Origin of the sequence: Kordia sp. (genome assembly GCF_965224175.1) — a bacterium.
Classification (GTDB): domain Bacteria; phylum Bacteroidota; class Bacteroidia; order Flavobacteriales; family Flavobacteriaceae; genus Kordia.
The window spans coordinates 3,337,829-3,355,739 of record NZ_OZ245041.1 but is presented as its reverse complement, the minus strand read 5'-3'; the positions used below and the strand labels follow the sequence as shown (position 1 = coordinate 3,355,739).

Sequence of the window (17,911 nt, the reverse complement as noted above, 5' to 3'; positions counted from 1 at the left end):
ATTGACTCGATTATCGAGATTTATATGTGTTGACATTTCTGTCGAATTTTTTTCTGATCTCTTAATTAATACTTTGAAAACTTGTCTCTAAGTAGTTAATTGGGTAAAAATAGAAAATAAGATTGTATTTGTTATCTTTAATGTTCACTGACTATACATGAAGAAAGTACAATTAGAGCGTTATTTTAAACTTTTTACCAACGAAGAAGCTGAAAAATTCTTTGATGATGCATTAAAAACGCAGCATATTGATTTTGTAAAAAGGGAAATTCCTGATTCTAAGTTTACTGAGTATTTTTTTGATGAAAAAGATCTTCCTTTTGTAGAACACGTCAACGAATGTTTAAAAGAAAAAGAAGCTGAAGAAACTGTACATATCACTTCTAAAAAATATAACAAACCGTATACAATAGAACTCTTGTTAACACTTGTTCTTATTGTATTAGTCATTGCTATTATAATTTTGATATAACAAAAAAACACGCTAAAAAGTTATTATAAACGTCATTCTGGACTTGATCCAGAATCTCATCAAGTTGATTTTCAATTATTATAACAACTTTTTAGCGCGTCTTTTTTTTAAAATTATTTTCCTTCTGTAAATTGTTTTGTTTTTGAAGAGGTGATTTTCTTTTTATACAGTTTTTCTGTAGTATTTGAGCTTGACATAGGAATATATACATATTCTAACTTTGCAGTTTCAATACGTAATGTATCTATTCTAGTTTGCCAAACTGTATCTTTTACTATAGTTATGGTAGGTTGTGGATTGGTATGAATATCACTTTCACATGCTTTCAATAAAGCATTGAACCATAATAAAATAATGATAATAATGAGTAATATTCGATCTGTAGATATTTTTATAGATTTCATGATGTGTATCGGTAAAAAAAGCCTTTGTATGTACACAAAGGCTTTTATATTATATATGTTTTATGGATAATTGAATTTCTAGTACTATGGTGTATATCGTTTAAATTGCCCAATTTTCATAGTTATATAGTACTGATTTTCAATCTTTTTGGGTTTTAGGATCTTTCTCTTTATCATTTACAAGAATATCGATGGTTTCTTCTAAATCTTCTAGTGATTTTTTTTTAATCATATTCACTAAAGCTTTAAAAGGATTAATTCCATAAATCTTATTAAAATTTTCCATGATAGATTTTATTTCTGCTATAGCAATAAATCCTGCGATAATTCGCTGAAAAGGAATTTCATTGACAATGTATTTTTCTAACAGAAAAGCAGATATCACCACCAAGTTATAAATGAAAAATTTGGAGACCGTATTCCCAATACGTTCGCTTGTTATTGGTTTATTTTCTTTAATTGCTGCGTAGGCTCCTGTGATGAAATCTACTACAATTAAAAAAGCTACTGTAAGCATTACAGAAGCTATCGGAGCAATTAACGTTAATAACCAAAAGAAATATGGTTTAATTTTCTCCATTTTTTGATAGTTTTCTATAATCTAAAACTCTATTTTTAGGATAAGCTTTAATAGAAACTCTATTATTTTGGTTGCCACCTAAAATGTAAACGTATCGTTTTGTTTGTTTAACAAAAAAACCAACGTGTCCTTTCCAACTACTAGGAGATTCGCGCCATAATACGACTACATCTCCTTGTTTTGGCAATGCGGTAGATTCACCAACATTTAACCAACTTCTTGCATTTAATTTTCCACTGTATGAGTAATTTTCAGTCTTTGAAACCCAATTAACAAATGCGCTACACCAAGCAGTTTCATCGTTTACTTTACTGCTGTTGTACCCTAATGCTTCAAAGTATCTAACAATTTGGGGATTATCTACCTTACCATCAACTTCTCTTACACCATATTGTGATAATGCTTTTTGAATTAAGCTCATAGTTTTTAACTTTTATTGATTAATTAGACAAATGAGATTGTCTGAAAATAATTTGTAGGCTATCATACATGCAAACATGTATTTGTATATCATTTATATTTTCCTGAAAATGTTGGAATTTAATTTGAGAATAAAAAACTTATCATTGCTGCAACATGTGTTTATATATTTTCTTAACCAGAATAAGGATTTGCAGGCGTATTAAGATTCTTCTCAACAGTGTTTTTTAAATATAAATAATACAAAATCATGTATCATTCATTAGAAAAGCGAGTACAAATATAAAACATATTACAATATAAAACAAACATATTACAATAAAATAATTGTTTTTTTCTGTTTTTTGTTTGAATTTGCACAGTATCATTTATAATGTATATGTCAATCAAAAAAAATCCCTTACTAAGAAGGGATTTTTTGAATACGTAGTGTTTATATGAATATTTGTAAATAACCCTAAAACTTTTTTCATAAAACAATAACCGTATTCACTGCAAGATGCTTTGGTGTGTTGTTTAAAAGAAGACTCCTTATGGCAAGAAAAGGAGCCTTCTAGATATATATATTTCAATGAGAATTGAGTGACTAGCTATTACTGTTTCAAAATATTATATATCGTTTTTTCTGAAATGAACAGTTTATTAACCAGTTCGTTAATAATGACTTTCATTTGCTTTGCAGAATTGTCTTCTACGTAATTGTGAATAAATTTTTTTCTTTTGTCTAATAGCTCTTTACTTCTTTTCATGGTATTCTATTATATGGTATTATTATCTATTGTATCTTCTAAAAAATCGTATTGGAATTTGCACTCAAATACGTAACCGTCAGTCTATATTGTATCGCTTTTTATGTATTTATGAAGAATAAAATCGATATTTATCCTCACAAATGTTTGATTTTCAATAAAAATTCATATATTAGCAACAAATTACAGTACAAATATAAACAAATTACAGATTATTTCAAACATAAAACAGAAATATTTTGTAAAATGTTTAAATTATTGAGAGAGATATGGAAGGAATACATGAAAAAATAAAACAGATTATAGAGCATTTTCGTCTTAATAATAATTCATTTTCCAAACGAATAGGCGTGACTAGCACAACAATAGATAGTATTACAAATGGTAGACCACAGCCTGATGGTTCTAGAAAAAGAACAAAACCAGGATATGATTTATTGACAAGTATTATTAAAGAATTTGACATCAACCCTGATTATTTGTTTGGAATGAACTCACAAATGTTTAAGTCTGATAACAAAGAATTTCAAACATATGCTGGAATCCCTCAAGTTGTTGCTGTAAACCAAGAAGGAGAAGAAAATGTAGTATATGTTCCTATTAAAGCCAGAGCTGGTTATTTAGACGGTTATGGAGATGCAGGTTATATAGAAACGTTGCCTTCATTTAGCATGCCACATTTAACCAACGGAACCTATCGTTGTTTTGAAGTACAAGGAAATTCTATGGTACGTACTTTTTTTGATGGCGATTTGGTTTTTGGAAAATATGTAGAAGATTTAAATGATGTAAAAGATGGCCGCGTATACGTAATTGTAAGTCGTAATGATGGAATTGTTTTAAAACGTGTAATTAATAGAATAGAAGAACGCGGAAAATTAATTCTGAAATCAGATAATAAAGATGGAAACTATCCAACATATACAATAAATGCAGAAGAAATTATGGAAGTTTGGTATGTAACCATGTTTGCTTCCAAACAAATGCCAGAACCTGTAGATGTTTATGACAGACTTCACGATTTAGAAAGTAAAATAGTATTGCTTGAAAATGCTTTGCGACAAAAGAATTAACAACAAGATTATAGTATAAAAAAAGCGAGGAAACAACAATTATTTCCTCGCTTTTTTAGTTTGTATAATTTCTAATTATGGTCTACCAACATTGTTTTCTCTGTTGATATCTGCCATTAATTGTGAAGGATCAATTTCTACACTTTTAACCGTTTTGCTTGTTTCCAATAAATAGAATGGATATGCCCAAGCCCAATCAGCTTTTTGAGTAGCCGTTGTTGACTTTTCTCCACGCATCATACGTAATGGAATGTAAAATTCTTCACTAGAACCATCCGTATAATTTACAGTTAAATCTATAGGCATTGGCATTAATCCAATACGTTCTAACACAATTTTATTTCCTTTTACTTCCTTTACACCGTAATCAATAGTATTGATTGTTTGTGTCCAATCTGTTAAATACCAATCTAAATGAATTCCAGAAACTTTTTCTGCAGTTCTTTTGATATCATTTGGTGTTGGATGTTTGAATTTAAAGTCATCAAAATACTTTCTGAGCGTTTTTTCTACATTTTCTTTTCCAATAATATATTCCAATTGTGTTAAGAAAAGTTCTCCTTTGCTATAGGCAGATGCGCTGTACGCTCTATTGTAATTGTAACGATCAGCATGTGTTGTAAGTGGTTGTTGTCTTCCTGATTTTACTAGATTGAAATACGACTTGTAAGAACCTTTGTATGGATTCTCTCTGTTCATATCCATAATATGATTCATACAACGATCAGAGATATATGAAGTAAAGCCTTCATCCATCCATTCATGTTTAGATTCGTTGGTAGCAAGTAAGAACTGAAACCAAGTATGTGCCAATTCGTGTGCAGTAACTCCAACTAAGCTTCCAAACTTTCTTTTTCCAGTAATTAAAGTACACATTGCATACTCCATTCCACCATCACCACCTTGAATTACAGAGTATTGTTTGTATGGATATTGCCCGATGTATTCATTATAATACACAAGCATTTCTGCAGTTTTATATTGTAATTCTTTCCAGTTTTCTTTGATTTCCGGATCGTTCTTATATAAAAAGTGTAATGTTACACCATTTGCACCTTTTCTGGTATCATGAATATAATCTGGATCGGCTGCCCAAGTAAAATCATGTACGTTTGGCGCTTTAAAATGCCAAGTAAGTGTATTTCCCGCAGGTCTTTCTACTTTTCCAGTTTCATATCCGTATCCTATTTGATTAGGATTTTGTAAATATCCAGTTCCACCGATAACATAGTTTTTGTCAATCGTAATTTTTACATCAAAATCTCCCCAAACACCATGAAATTCACGTGCAATGTATGGTGGTGTGTGCCAGCCTTCAAAATCATATTCAGCCATTTTAGGATACCATTGCGTCATAGATAAAGCAACACCTTCTTTATTGTTTCTTCCAGAACGACGAATTTGTACAGGTACTTGTCCTACAAAATTCATATCAAACGTAGTAGAAGCACCTGGTTGAATAGGCTTTGCTAAGGTTACTTCTAATATTGTTCCTTCAGTGGTATGTGTTAGCTTTTGTCCGTCTTGCGTTAAAGAATTGACTCTTATATAACCAATTTCACTATCAGATAATTTACTGATTCTGTCTCCAATTTTTGTACTTGGATCTGGAATAGTTCTAGAACGTACGTCCATTTCACTTCCTGGCTGGAAAGCATTGAAGTATAAATGGTAGTATACTTTATCTAAAACATCAGGTGAATTATTTGTGTAGACTAATTTTTGAGCTCCTGTATATTGATAGTTATTCACGTTCATATCAATATCCATCGTATAATCAACTTTTTGTTGCCAATAGGTTGAATTAGCTTTGTAGGAAACCATATTTTTATCTGTACTCATTGTTTCTTGCTGAGGTTTACAAGCCGAAAAAACAAGAACGATAAGGATGCTTATTCTACTAAAAATTTTCATCTGTTTTATATTTTTTAGAGTTTGTTTGATATAACTTATAACTTCACTTTTCCTCTGCTAACTTTGTCAGCTAAAATAAGCGCGTTGTAGGCGTTTGCAATTTTTCCTGAGCGAGATGCTTTCGAAAACGGCATAGCTCCACTAGACTGATCTACAACAACGTCTCTGTTGATAGGAAGACCAGATTGCATAATAATCTTTTTTACTTGTGCAGCTGTTAATTTTGGATACTGAGATAAAATCAAAGCAGCAATTCCTGCAACACCAGGAGAAGCCATAGATGTTCCTCCAATAGATTTATATTCGTTTTCTGGGAATGTTGAATAAATTTTAGATCCCGGTGCAAAAACATCTACGTTTGTTTGTCCGTAGTTAGAATATTCGGCAACCATTTGAGATCCATATTTATTTTTCAAAGCACCAACCGTTAAGAAGGTATCAGATACTTCAGCTCCTGTTTTTATTTGATCGTTTGGATATACAGCTATTAAGTCTAAGTTTTCATTTTCATTTCCAGCAGCATTTACAATAAGCACATTGTTTTTTCCCGCGTAAGCGATAGCATCACGAACCCAATCAGAATTTGGAGAGAAATATTTACCAAAACTTGTATTAATAACTCTTGCGCCATTATCAACAGCATAACGAATAGCTAAAGCAACATCTTTGTCATATTCATCGCCATTAGGAACCATTCTTACTGCCATGATTGCTACATTATTTGCAACACCATTTGCTCCTTTACCATTGTTACGTTCTGCAGCAATAATTCCAGCAACATGCGTTCCGTGCGCTTCAGTTTTAACCGTATGTTTTACATTTCCGTTTCCGTAATTTGTATCTGTAATATCATATGGATTATCACCAACTGGCGTTCTTCCATCAAAATTAGTGTTGAGGTGATAGTTTAAATAATCACTAGCACCAGTAATTTCTTCTTTAAGGGTTTCTTCAACATCATTAAATGTATCAAACTCCTCTCTGCTCAACAGTTGTTTAGCAATACCAATATTTTGTAATAAAGTTTGATCTTTTGTTTGTATGGCATTTACGTCTTCTAAAGAAAAATCATCTTTCTTTAAATGTGCTTTTATCGAGGTACTTACATCTTTAACACGCGCTGAGATTTGCTCTAATTGTGTTTTACCTGCATTATATTCTTCATATTCTTTTTCGACTTCCGCTTTAGCTTTAGCATAATCTGGATGACTTGTTCCTTTTTTTAGAATACGTGTTTTTTCAAGAGTTTCATTGTATGAATCACCCAAAAAGTTCCAACCATGAATATCGTCTATATAACCATTGTTGTCATCATCTTTTCCGTTGTTTGGAATTTCTTTTGAGTTGGTCCAAATTACGTCATCTAAATCTTCATGATCAATATCGATTCCTGAATCTAATACTGCGACAATAACTTTTTTACCTTTTTTACCTTTGATGATTTCAGCATATGCTTTATCGATACTCATCCCAGGAATGGTATCTGTAATTAAATCTTTGTGTCCCCAAGTTTTAAGTTCTTCTTCTGTAAGCGAACGTTCTTTTAAGGGTGTAGCGTCTATGTTTGCAATAGGAGTTGATAAAATAGGGGCTGTTGTGCTTCCACAACCTGCTAATAATAGCAGAGAAGCAGCATAAATTGAGGGTTTAATAAATTTCATTTTTTTAGTATTGTATAAATAGTGGGTTTTTAAAATATATCTTTACAGGTAAATACTTCATGTAAGCGAACACCTTTTTCAGTATGTTTTACCGTAATGATTTCGTGATGCGCATCGTGTTCTAGAAAGAGATAAAAATTTTGATCTGCTGCCATGTTTAGAAATTTTTCTTTTTCATCAAGAGTTAGCAAAGGTCTTGTATCGTACCCCATGACAAATGGAAGTGGTAAATGTCCAACAGTTGGTAGCAAATCTGCCATAAAACAAATAGTTTTTCCTTTATAATGAATCATTGGAATCATTTGTTTTTCTGTATGACCATTTGCAAAAAACACATCAAAACCGAGCGCAGATTTTGTTAAAATATCTAATTCTGGTTGCGCAATAAAGTTGAGGTGACCACTTTCTTGCATTGGAAGGATGTTCTCTTTCAAAAAAGAAGCTTTTTCACGTCTGTTTGGAATTGTTGCCCATTGCCAGTGATTTTCATTACTCCAAAACCGAGCATTTTTGAATGCTGGCTCATAACCAGTTCGATCTTTATTCCATTGAATGGTTCCGCCACAATGATCAAAGTGTAAATGTGTCATAAACACATCAGTAACATCGTCTTTATGAAAACCGTGTTCTTTCAGTGATTTTTCAATTGAATCATCGCCCCAAAGATGGTAATAGCCGTAAAACTTATCACTTTGTTTATTTCCCATACCTGTATCGACAAGAATAAGTCGCTCTCCATCTTCAATCAATAAACATCTTGCGGCAATATCAATCATATTATTGGCATCTGCAGGATTGGTACGTTGCCACAATGATTTCGGAACTACGCCAAACATAGCACCACCATCTAATTTAAAATTTCCAGCGGCAATAGGATATAGCTTCATAAAAGTTATTTCTAATTTTGTCTTGCAAATTAACAAAACCACAACAAAAAAGTGTGATTGTTAAGGTTTTATTAAGAAAACTAAAGGTATATTCTTAATATTAATACAATTTCCTGTACTTCTTTACCCAATATGTAGAAGTAATATGAAAAGTTGGAGTGATTATCAATAGGAATGCCTTCAAAGCTAGTATCTTTTAAAGATATTATAGTTTTTCCGCTAAAATCATATTTTTGAAATAATATATCAACGTAAACTTAATGTAGCATAATTCTTATATATTTAAAGTTTTTGTTTTCTAAAGAATGTTACTTGAGAAAAGTAACATAAGACTTTTGTAAAATAAAAAAACACTCTATTTCTTTTATCTTTAAAGCAAGAAATATCTTATGAAAATTAATAAAGAGCTAGACTTAGCATTTAATTTTATAGAAAAAACGAATAGAAATTTATTTCTAACAGGTAAAGCAGGAACTGGAAAGACAACTTTTTTACATAAAATTAAAGAAAGTTCCTTTAAACGAATGGTTGTGGTTGCGCCTACTGGTGTAGCAGCAATTAACGCGAAAGGTGTTACCATTCACTCTTTTTTTCAGTTGCCTTTTGAACCTTTTATTCCTAATGCAGTTGAAAGAAAAACAACGACACAACGTAAATTCAGTAAAACCAAAATTGACATTATAAGATCTTTAGATCTTGTTGTGATTGATGAAATTAGTATGGTACGTGCTGATGTATTAGATGGTATTGATGCTGTATTGCGTAGGTATAAAGATAGAACGAAACCTTTTGGTGGTGTACAATTATTACTCATTGGAGATTTGCAACAACTTTCACCTGTGGTACGACCTAATGAATGGCAATTGTTGAAAAATTATTACCAAACTGCTTATTTTTTTAGCAGCATTGCTTATCAGAAAGCTGCTATCTTGGCTATTGAATTAAAATATATTTATCGTCAACAAAATCAGGAGTTTATAGCAATTCTTAATGAGATTCGAAACAATAAACTTTCTACTGCAGCAGCAGAAAGTTTAAATAAACAATACCAACCAAATTTCAATCCAAAAAAGGAAGATGGATATATTACACTTACTACACATAACAATCGTGCAGACGCTATCAATCAAGAACAATTAGATAGTTTAGACACGCATGAAAGAACGTATGTTGCACAAGTTTCAGGTGATTTTAATGAAAAAACATATCCAAATAGCGAAAACTTAGTACTCAAAGAAGGCGCACAAGTAATGTTCATTAAAAATGATAGTTCTATTGAAAAACGGTATTATAATGGAAAAATTGGTACTGTAATTCATTTGGATAAAGAAACCATCACTGTAAAATGCTCAGAAGATGATATTATTGAAGCAACTTACGAAACTTGGGAAAACATAAAGTATACACTCAATAAAGAAACCAAAGAAATTTCCAATACTATTGAAGGAACGTATACACAGATTCCACTACGATTGGCATGGGCAATTACCATTCATAAAAGTCAAGGGTTAACATTTGATAAAGCAATTATTGATGCGGAAGCTTCTTTTGCGCACGGACAAACCTATGTAGCATTGAGTAGATGTAAAACATTGGAAGGTATTGTATTAAAAACACCTATAAAAGCAGCAAGTATTATTAGTGATACTACTGTAGATACGTTTACGGAACAACTTGAAGAAAATGAACCTAACGAGGCCGATTTGAAAGCTTCAAAGAAAGCATTTCAGCTAGATTTAATCAGCGAAGTATTTGATTACAATCCGTTTTTATATCCAGTAAAAAGATTGCTAGATTTATATCATAAAAACAAAAACACGCTTGCAGGAAACTTATTACAAACATTAGAAACGATCAAAGACACAGGAATTATCCCTTTGTTAAAGGTTAATACTAAATTTAAAAGTCAGTTAGCATCATTAGCGAAAACTATTGAAAATCCTGAGGAAGATGCAACCATTCAAGATCGTTTTAAGAAAGCAGTTGCTTATTTTAAAACTCAAACGAAGCAACATATCGCTGAGGTTTTGAGTACGTTCACTTTTGCAACCGACAATCAAGCAGTTTCAACAGATATTGAAAAACAATTGAAAGATTTGGAAGAGAAACTAGCCGTAAAAACTAAGATTTTAGAAGCGTTGTCAAATCATTTTTCAACTGAAAATTACTTAAAAATACGCGCAAATGCCGTCTTAGAAGTTTCAGAAGTGAAGGTGGTAAAACGTCCAATAGCTACTTCAACATCACATGAAGAATTGTTTGAAAATTTACGATTATTTAGGTTGAGTATCTCCAATTCCGATAACATTCCGCCATTTCAAGTATTTACACAGAAATCATTGTTTGAAATGTGTGAACTATTACCAGCAACACCAAAACAACTCAAAAAAATACACGGTATGGGCAAAGTACGTGTAGAAAAATATGGTGAAGAAATTTTAGAAATTATCAACGATTATATCACTCAAAACAATCTTTCTCCGATGAAGGAAGAAGTCATCATTGAAGTTGAAAAGAAAAATACAAAAGAAACTTCATTAGACTTTTTTAAAGAAGGTTTGTCTGTAGAAGAGATTGCTGAAAAAAGAGCTTTGGCAGCTTCTACAATTTTTGGACATTTAGGACATTATGTGATGGAAGGTGTATTGAAAATTACCGAAATATTACCAGAAGAAAAAGTATCAAAAGGATTGGAAATTATTAAAAATAATATGTTTGACGGTTTAAATGAACTCAAAGAAATTGCAGGTACTGATTTTTCGTATAACGAACTTCGAGTCTTGCTAAAGTATAGTGAGAATAACTAATTTCAAAAACTGTTTTTTTAATATGTTAAGATCTAACTTATCTTAGTATTTTAATTGTTAAATTTACAATTCAATAAAAAAAGCACATGCTCGAATTAGCAGGAATTATTATTTTAGGAATATTAGCACAATGGGTTGCATGGAAATTTAAAATTCCAGCAATTTTACCATTAATACTCATTGGGTTACTTGTTGGACCAGTTGCCGCAGAATTTTTGTCGGAAGATGGAACTAAATGGATTGAACCCATTTGGAATCATGAAAAAGGAAAAGGACTATTTCCAGGAGAAAGTCTGTATTATTTTGTGTCGTTAGCCATTAGTATTATTCTGTTTGAAGGCGGATTGACCTTGAAACGTGCAGAAATTAAAAATGTAGGTCCCGTAATTACAAAACTTATTACACTAGGTTCAGCAATTACATTTTTTGGTGCTGGAATTGTAGCACATTTAGTTTTTGGACTAAGTTGGGAATTATCATTCTTGTTTTCAGGATTGATTATTGTAACAGGACCAACAGTGATTACGCCGATTCTTCGAAATATTCCTTTGAAAAAAGATATCTCTACAGTATTAAAATGGGAAGGAATTCTGATTGATCCTATTGGTGCTTTAGTAGCCGTTTTGGTATTTGAATTTATTAGTGTAGAAGGCGATAGCGGCTTTACAAAGACAGCTTTAATTGAATTTGGAAAAATTATCCTTTTCGGAACAACGTTCGGCTTTACATTTGCACATGCTTTAGCGTTTGCGATCAACAAAAAATTTATTCCACACTACCTACTCAATGTAGTATCACTTTCTGTGGTTTTATTGGTATTTGTAGAATCTGAAATCTTTGCGCACGAATCTGGTTTATTGGCAGTTGTGGTGATGGGAATGGTACTAGGAAACGGAAAACTTGAAAATATAAAAGAACTTCTATACTTTAAAGAATCGCTCAGTGTATTATTAATCTCGATACTCTTCATTCTGCTTGCTGCAAATATTGATATGAAAGATTTGATGCTATTATATAACTGGAAAACAGCGGTTTTATTTGTGCTTGTCGTTTTTGTGATACGACCGTTAGGCGTTTTCTTAAGTACTTCAAATTCAAAATTGAAAACCAACGAAAAACTCTTTATTAGTTGGGTTGGACCGCGAGGAATTGTGGCCGCCGGAATTGCGTCATTATTTGGAAGTAAATTAGTAAATCAAAATGTTGCTGGAGCCGAATACATTACACCATTGGTATTTATGATTGTACTTGGTACTGTATTATTAAATGCTACTACAGCGCGCTTATTTGCGAAATTAGTTGGAGTATTTTTAACAAAATCAGAAGGAATTTTAATTGTTGGTGCTTCAAAGGTATCAAGATTAATAGGTCACTATTTAAAAGCAAATGGACGCAACGTGGTATTAATTGATAGCAATCAAAATAACATAGAGATAGCACAAGAATTAGGCATAGAAGCTATCAGTACTGACATCTATTCTAACACACTTACAGATAATATAGAACTGAATGATGTAGGTTATTTAATGGCACTTACGGGAAACTCAGATATTAATAAGTTTGCTGTTGATAAGTACGGTGCTGAATTTGGTGAAAATGGTTCGTTCAGGTTGGTGACACGAGAAGAAATGCTCGATGAAAATAACAATCCGAAAGAAGGTTTATTTTCTCATACTGACGATTATAATTCGCTTACGGAAGTAACTCGTAAGTTTCCTTCTATTCAAGAAATTGATATTAACGATACAAGCCATTACAAGAGTTTAATTGAATATACCAATAACGATAAGTACATTATTCCTTTGTTTATTAAAAAGGAAGACGGAGAGTTTCACATTATTTCCTCATACAATACCGAAATAGACGAAATTGGTGAAAACTGGAAGTTAGTATACTTGGGAAAACCGTTTGATTTGGAAGCAACTCAAACCGAATAAAAATATGTAGTATGAAATGGGAGATTTTAATAGGAATTGCCATCTCTGTATTTACGGCGATATTTGGAATTATTAAGTTTGTCAATGAAAAAGAGAAAGAATTTAAGAAAGAATTTTGGCAAAAACGCTATGAAAACTATGAGCGTGTATTAGAATTGACTTCTAAAATAGTTGTTTCAAAAGATATAAGCACAGTAAGAGAAGAAATCAGTGAGTTTCGTCAATATTATTGGGGAAAGCTTGCCATGATTGAAGATCAGCAAGTATGCGATGCTATGATTAATTTTGAAAAAGAGCTGCAAAACATAGAAAAAGGTAAATCGAAAACCTTTAAAAATCTAGAGAATATGTGCTACTATTTAGCAATTTCTTGTCGAAATTCATTAAATGATACTTGGAAGCCAGTTACATTAAATGAATTAGAGAATAAGCCTACGAATGAATCATAATACAACTTTATCAAACTAAAAAAGCGACCGTAATCTTCTTACAATCGCTTTATGTATATAAAATTTTGTGTTTAATCGTTCAGTTTCAATACCGCCATAAACGCTTGTTGAGGTATTTCTACATTCCCAACTTGGCGCATACGTTTTTTACCTTTTTTCTGCTTTTCTAATAGTTTACGCTTACGCGAAATATCACCACCATAACATTTTGCCGTTACATCTTTACGAAGTGCTTTGATGGTTTCACGAGAAATGATTTTTGCTCCAATAGCTGCCTGAATTGGAATATCAAACTGCTGTCTTGGAATCAATTCTTTTAACTTCTCACACATCTTTTTACCGATTGTATACGCATTATCGAAGTGAATTAATGCTGAAAGTGCATCTACTGTTTGTGCATTTAATAAAATATCGACACGTACTAATTTTGAAGCGCGCATTCCAATTGGCGAATAGTCAAATGATGCATATCCTTTAGAAACTGTTTTTAATCGATCATAAAAATCAAATACAATTTCTGCCAAAGGCATATCAAACGATAATTCTACACGTTCTGTTGTCAAATACGTTTGATTGGTAATTAAACCACGTTTTTCAATACACAACGACATTACATTACCTACAAAGTCAGATTTTGTAATGATTGTTGCTTTAATATAAGGTTCTTCCACACGATCCAAACTTGACGGATCAGGTAAATCGGAAGGATTATTTACGATGATGATTTCATCAGGATCTTTCTTTGTAAAGGCATGGTATGATACGTTAGGAACCGTTGTAATTACGGTCATATTGAATTCACGTTCCAAACGTTCTTGAATAATTTCCATGTGTAACATTCCTAAGAATCCACAACGAAAACCGAAACCTAATGCAGCAGAACTTTCAGGTGTAAATACCAAAGAAGCATCATTTAGTTGTAGCTTTTCCATAGAGTTACGAAGTTCTTCATAATCTTCAGTATCTACCGGATAAATTCCTGCAAAAACCATTGGTTTTACATCCTCAAAACCTTCAATAGCATTGGTTGTTGGTTCTTTAGCATCAGTAATAGTATCACCAACTTTTACTTCACGTGCATCTTTAATACCTGTAATTAAGTATCCAACATCACCAGTTTTGATTTCTTTTTTAACAACCTGATTTAACTTTAACGTTCCAATTTCGTCCGCATTATATTCTTTATCAGTTGCAACGAATTTGATACGTTGTCCTTTTTTAATAGAACCATTAATGACTCTAAAATACGTTTCAACACCTCTAAAAGAATTGTATACAGAGTCAAAAATTAAAGCTTGCAACGGCTCGTCATAATCTCCTTCTGGAGCAGGAATACGATCAATAACGGCAGCTAAAATATTATCGACACCAAAGCCTGTTTTTCCACTTGCGTGAATTACCTCTTCAGGATCACAACCTAATAAGTCAACAATATCATCGGTTACTTCTTCAGGATTGGCACTTGGTAAATCTACTTTGTTCAATACTGGAATAATTTCCAAATCATTTTCTAAAGCCAAGTACAAATTAGAAATAGTTTGCGCCTGAATGCTCTGTGCAGCATCTACAATAAGTAAAGCTCCTTCACAAGCAGCAATAGATCGTGAAACTTCATATGAAAAATCTACGTGTCCTGGTGTATCAATTAGGTTCAAGATATATTCTTGTCCTTCATACGTATATTCCATTTGAATAGCATGTGATTTAATCGTGATTCCACGCTCACGTTCTAAATCCATGTTATCTAATAATTGATCTTGCTTTTCTCGCTCACTTACAGAACCTGTAAAATCTAGCAATCTGTCAGCTAACGTGCTCTTTCCGTGATCAATATGTGCAATAATGCAAAAGTTTCTAATGTGCTTCATCTAAATCTATAGCTAATAATTTGCAAATATAGCTTTTTACTAGGTAAATACATGTGTTTTGAGAGCAGATACGAAGATTTTTTAATTATACATGTAGCTTTTTTTCTACATTCAATAAAATTGAATATATTTGCGTCCAATTAACCAAACCATAGCCATGAACCTAAAAATCACAAGTTTATTTGTGTTTTTTACATTTTTTACTGCCGTTGGACAAGAAACCTATAATGTCTCAGGTAAATTGATTGCTTCCGATTCGGAAACTGCGATCTCTTTTGCCAATGCGGTACTCATAAACGATGGCAATATCGTACATGGAAGTTCGTCTGATGCTTCAGGAAAGTTCACAATTTCAAAAATCTCCAAAGGAAAATACACACTAAATATTAGTTTTTTAGGCTATAAAACCTACAATACAGAAATTGTAGTCACTAAAAATCTTGATATAGGAACAATAGTACTTCAAAAAGATACAGAAGCGTTAGAAGATATTACTATAATAGCAAAAAAGCCTGTATTAAAGCGCGAAATAGATCGTTTGGTATTTAATATTCAAGGAACTGCACTTACTGAAGACAATACATGGGAAGTACTACGTAGAACACCAGGCGTGCTTATTATCAACAATAGTTTATCTATTAAAAATAGTACACCAACAGTATATATTAATGATCGAAAAGTACATCTTTCTGCAAGTGAAATTTATCAATTATTAGAAGGAACGCCTGCAGAAACAGTGAAATCTGTTGAGGTCATTACCAATCCACCAGCGCGCTATGATGCCCAAGGTGGAACTATTTTGAATATAGTTATGAGTAAAAACCTGATTGTAGGTTATCATGGAAGCGTGTATGGAAATTTTACACAAGGAGTTTTTCCACGTTATAATGCTGGAATCAATCAGTTTTTCAAGCATGGTAAGTTTACTATTTTTGGGAATTATAATTACACACATTCAAAGATCAATAGAGATAATCAAGAAACCATTAATTATTTAGATGCTTTGAATACAACGTCAGTTTGGAATTCAGACATCAATCGAAATACTTGGTCCAATCAGCATAATTTCAGTTTAAATGTTGATTATGAGTTTGACGATAAAAATACTTTGAGTTTTTCTGGAAACTTATTACACCTTCCGTATTGGAGACGAAATACATTTACAAACGCTGTTGTAGACGATCAAACCGCGACAAATGAAGATTTCTCATTAGCAGCCATCAACCGATCTCATGAAGACAAACATAATTTAGGTTTAAACTTAGATTATGTACATCATTTTGAAAAGGAAGGCGAGAAGCTTTCAGCAAATATTCATTATACTGATTACGACAAAGCAAACGATCAGCATATTTCTACAGCGTATACAGTAGTTTCAAATCCTGATTTTTCCACTGCGTTTACAACGCATGCCAATCAGAAAACAAATATTTTGAGCGGACAAGTTGATTACGAATTACCTATGAGTGAAACGGCAAACTTTGAAGCTGGAGCTAAAGTGGCAAACATAGAAACGGATAGCAATTTGTGGCAGTTTAACATAGAAAATGACGTTTCTACCTTAGATATTTCAAATTCTGACACATTTCAATATGATGAATCTATTTATGCAGCATACGTGAGTTATGCAAAGAATTGGGAAAAATGGAGTTTAAAAATTGGTTTTAGAGGAGAACAAACAGAAATCAAAGGGAATTCACGCAGTACAAACCAAATAAATACACAAAACTATTTCGAATTATTCCCAACGGCATATGTAAGTCATCGAGTATCGGATAAATTTAATATATATGTAGACTTTAGTCGAAGAATTACACGTCCAAGTTTTGACAAATTAAATCCGTTTCGATATAACTTTACTGATTTTTCATTTGCTACAGGAAATCCAAGATTACAACCTTCCATAATCAACAATTATAAGGTAGGCGTTGAGATTGCTGATAAATTTTTTATCGAAGCATATTACACATACGATAAAGGTTCAATCTATGAATTAACATTACAAGACAACGAAAATGATGTGTTACAATATGTTGCTTCAAACATAGAAAATAACGTAAACTACGGTTTAGACTTTATTACATATTTTTCTATACTTGATAATTGGGACGTATCATTAGTAACCTCAGTATTTAATTTAGAAGATACTTTTACATTGGAAAATGTTTCTGTGTCACAAAAAAAATGGTCAAACTATACTTCTATAGACAATAATTTTACATTCTTGAAAGATCAAAGTTTAACAGCAAACCTTTCAGTATTATATGTTTCTTCTAATATTCAAGGCTTATCAGAAGTTTCCAATAGAAACTTGGTGAATCTGTCACTTCGCAAGACTTTGTGGAATAAAAAAGCGACCATTTCACTTACGTTGAATGATATTTTTAATGGACAAGATCTAACCAATACAACGCAATATTTTAGTCAAAATAGCTTTTATCGTGCAAATTATGACTTTCAAACCATTCGTGTAGGTTTCCGTTATAACTTTGGAAACACAAAACTTCAAACCAATCAACGTACCAAATCTTCAGCAGAACAAGAACGTTTGAAAGAGTAGAAAATTAAGTTTCAATTGACATTTTATTAAATTATTGCTTCATTATTTGGAAACGAGTTATTTTTATAAGTACATTTGTACTATAATAAAAATTATTACAGTATCATTTTATTTTGGTTAAAAGTAAATT

General features: G+C 31.9%; 13 protein-coding genes. 6 read left to right on the top strand and 7 right to left on the bottom strand.

The window, feature by feature from the left end:
* The first annotated feature begins 157 nt into the window (after window positions 1–157).
* The gene (locus tag ACOQOS_RS14510) at window positions 158–472 is read left to right on the top strand and encodes a hypothetical protein (RefSeq protein ID WP_420571185.1); all 315 of its coding nucleotides are present in this window, start codon (window positions 158–160) and stop codon (window positions 470–472) included.
* Between the two features lie 113 nt (window positions 473–585).
* On the opposite strand, the gene ACOQOS_RS14505 is transcribed toward ACOQOS_RS14510, so the two are convergent.
* The 3 genes from ACOQOS_RS14505 to ACOQOS_RS14495 all read right to left on the bottom strand — a co-directional run bounded on the left by ACOQOS_RS14505 (window position 586) and on the right by ACOQOS_RS14495 (window position 1,877).
* Entirely contained in the window at window positions 586–876 is a 291-nt protein-coding gene (locus ACOQOS_RS14505) for a hypothetical protein (RefSeq protein WP_420571184.1), read from the bottom strand.
* Window positions 877–1,015: 139 nt separating this feature from the next.
* A complete protein-coding gene (locus ACOQOS_RS14500; RefSeq protein WP_420571183.1) occupies window positions 1,016–1,456 on the bottom strand; it encodes a phage holin family protein in 441 nt (146 codons plus the stop codon).
* Complete coding sequence (locus tag ACOQOS_RS14495) at window positions 1,443–1,877, bottom strand: TIGR02594 family protein (RefSeq protein WP_420571182.1); 435 nt, start codon at window positions 1,875–1,877, stop codon at window positions 1,443–1,445. Before ACOQOS_RS14495 ends, ACOQOS_RS14500 begins: the two co-directional genes overlap by 14 nt.
* Before the next feature lie 1,098 nt (window positions 1,878–2,975).
* On the opposite strand from ACOQOS_RS14495, the gene ACOQOS_RS14490 reads away from it, so the two are divergent.
* The gene (locus ACOQOS_RS14490) at window positions 2,976–3,698 is read left to right on the top strand and encodes a S24 family peptidase (protein WP_420571181.1); all 723 of its coding nucleotides are present in this window, start codon (window positions 2,976–2,978) and stop codon (window positions 3,696–3,698) included.
* A gap of 75 nt (window positions 3,699–3,773) precedes the next feature.
* On the opposite strand, the gene ACOQOS_RS14485 is transcribed toward ACOQOS_RS14490, so the two are convergent.
* Genes ACOQOS_RS14485 through ACOQOS_RS14475 form a run of 3 tightly spaced genes read right to left on the bottom strand, consistent with a single transcriptional unit; the run spans window position 3,774 to window position 8,160 of the window.
* On the bottom strand, window positions 3,774–5,612 hold the full coding sequence (locus tag ACOQOS_RS14485; protein WP_420571180.1) for a M1 family metallopeptidase: 1,839 nt from the start codon (window positions 5,610–5,612) through the stop codon (window positions 3,774–3,776).
* 35 nt (window positions 5,613–5,647) lie between these two features.
* Entirely contained in the window at window positions 5,648–7,273 is a 1,626-nt protein-coding gene (locus tag ACOQOS_RS14480; protein ID WP_420571179.1) for a S8 family peptidase, read from the bottom strand.
* A 29-nt stretch (window positions 7,274–7,302) separates the two neighbouring features.
* Window positions 7,303–8,160 (bottom strand): MBL fold metallo-hydrolase, encoded by an 858-nt coding sequence (locus ACOQOS_RS14475; RefSeq protein ID WP_420571178.1) that lies wholly within the window; start codon window positions 8,158–8,160, stop codon window positions 7,303–7,305.
* Between the two features lie 389 nt (window positions 8,161–8,549).
* On the opposite strand from ACOQOS_RS14475, the gene ACOQOS_RS14470 reads away from it, so the two are divergent.
* The 3 genes from ACOQOS_RS14470 (at window position 8,550) to ACOQOS_RS14460 (ending at window position 13,353) form a co-directional block, all read left to right on the top strand.
* Window positions 8,550–10,967: an HRDC domain-containing protein gene (locus ACOQOS_RS14470; RefSeq protein ID WP_420571177.1), complete on the top strand. Its 2,418-nt coding sequence runs from the start codon at window positions 8,550–8,552 to the stop codon at window positions 10,965–10,967.
* A gap of 86 nt (window positions 10,968–11,053) precedes the next feature.
* Window positions 11,054–12,904 (top strand): cation:proton antiporter, encoded by a 1,851-nt coding sequence (locus tag ACOQOS_RS14465; protein WP_420571176.1) that lies wholly within the window; start codon window positions 11,054–11,056, stop codon window positions 12,902–12,904.
* An 11-nt stretch (window positions 12,905–12,915) separates the two neighbouring features.
* Window positions 12,916–13,353 (top strand): hypothetical protein, encoded by a 438-nt coding sequence (locus tag ACOQOS_RS14460; RefSeq protein ID WP_420571175.1) that lies wholly within the window; start codon window positions 12,916–12,918, stop codon window positions 13,351–13,353.
* 71 nt (window positions 13,354–13,424) lie between these two features.
* Here the strand turns inward: ACOQOS_RS14460 and lepA are convergent, their stop codons facing one another.
* The gene (gene lepA / locus ACOQOS_RS14455; RefSeq protein WP_420571174.1) at window positions 13,425–15,221 is read right to left on the bottom strand and encodes a translation elongation factor 4; all 1,797 of its coding nucleotides are present in this window, start codon (window positions 15,219–15,221) and stop codon (window positions 13,425–13,427) included.
* Between the two features lie 130 nt (window positions 15,222–15,351).
* Between lepA and ACOQOS_RS14450 the strand changes: the two genes are divergently transcribed.
* Window positions 15,352–17,781, top strand: coding sequence for a TonB-dependent receptor domain-containing protein (locus tag ACOQOS_RS14450; RefSeq protein ID WP_420571173.1), 2,430 nt, complete (start codon window positions 15,352–15,354; stop codon window positions 17,779–17,781).
* Window positions 17,782–17,911: the final 130 nt, after the last annotated feature.